The following is a 1,498-nucleotide window of genomic DNA, read 5'->3' on the forward strand; positions in this document are numbered from 1 at the left end:
ATCAATATAACTGTATATCAGGCCATTGCCATATACATAGACTGTATGTATCTTCTTTCCGTCATTAGTTTTCTCATATGATTCTAGTAACTGCGACATTTCGCCTGCCACATCTGTCACATATGTAATCTTTTTATCAGTTGTTGTTACTGATATTCTTGTGTTTTCGGCATCGTAGTCGTATGTTACATTTCCTGCACTGATAAGTCTGTTCCGGCTGTCATATGTAAGATTACACATTTCTCCATTCACAGGACCATATAACATATTTCCGTCTTTGTCATATTTTATCTTTTTATTATTATAGCTTATAAGACGGTTTGCACTGTCATATTCCATTTCTAATGAAGTAGTTACTGTTTCACCATCAGATGTTACGACGCTGTTACTTTCTGCTGCAAGTTTCAATGCTGTCTTGTTAGCAGTATCCGGTACAGGTAATGTAGATGTATCAGCTGTTACATCTACAACACCTACGATATTTCCTCTGGCATCGTATTTATAATGATATTCGTTGATGACCTCACCTGTGGCAGTTTTTATATCCTTTTTAGAGGTCAGTAAACCAAGCTCATTGTATTCACAATGCTCTTTTGTTCCGTTTGGTCTTTCTGTGTCTGTCAGACTGCCTGTTTTATCATATTTATAGTAAGTTACTCTGCCTTTGCTGTCTGTTACTGTCGCTATCTGACCGCTGGCATAGTATGTATATCGGATTGTTTCTCCGCCTGGATATGATATCGTGAGTATGTTGCCTAATTCGTCATATCCGTATCTTATGGTCTTTCCGTTGGCATCTGTGCATGATGTCACCCTGTTTCGGCTGTCATATGTTCTAGTGATGACTTTGATGCTTTTGGCATTTGCGGCTGACATTCCCTTTATTTTGCCTGTGTTTTCCTGCTTTCTCTCTTCTGTTTCTCTTAACACATTGCCGTTTTTATCATATTCATATGTTATCCTGCCTGTCTCATCTTCCTTTGATTTTATTCTTCCGATGGCATCATATGTATATTTTGTCTTTTGATTTCTTCCGTTTGTACTTTCCGTAAGAAGTCCTGTTGCATTGTATTCATTTGTCTTTGTTACGCCTATGGCATTTGTCTCTGATACCGGTCTGCACATCTTGTCATAAGTGTAGGTTGTTGTTCCTCCATTTGCATCGGTTACCGTTGTAACATTTCCTATGTTATCATAAGATGTTTTGGTGATTCCGTCTAATGGGTCTGTTACTTCTGTAAGTCTGCCTGTTTTATCATAATTATATGAGGTTGTTACGCTATCTTCTGTATTAGTGTATTTATTCTCTTTTATGAGGTTATTGGTATTGTTATACTCATATGTATTTTCATGACCTGCGGCATCTATTGTCTTTATAAGATTATTGTTTATGTCATATTCATAACAGGTTGTATGTCCCTCTTCATCTGTTTCACTTATAAGATTGCCAAGTCTGTCGTAACTGTATGTCTTTGCATTTCCTGCTTCATTTATAGTT

At 36.9% G+C, this 1,498-nt stretch carries 1 protein-coding gene; it reads right to left on the bottom strand.

Features of this window, described 5'->3' with window-relative positions; all coding sequences use genetic code 11:
- Positions 1-1,498, bottom strand: a 1,498-nt coding sequence (locus OCV48_RS13550; protein ID WP_262559938.1) for an RHS repeat domain-containing protein, incomplete at both ends; no start/stop codon positions are given.

Origin of the sequence: Bovifimicola ammoniilytica (assembly GCF_025567085.1) — a bacterium.
GTDB lineage: Bacteria > Bacillota > Clostridia > Lachnospirales > Lachnospiraceae > Bovifimicola > Bovifimicola ammoniilytica.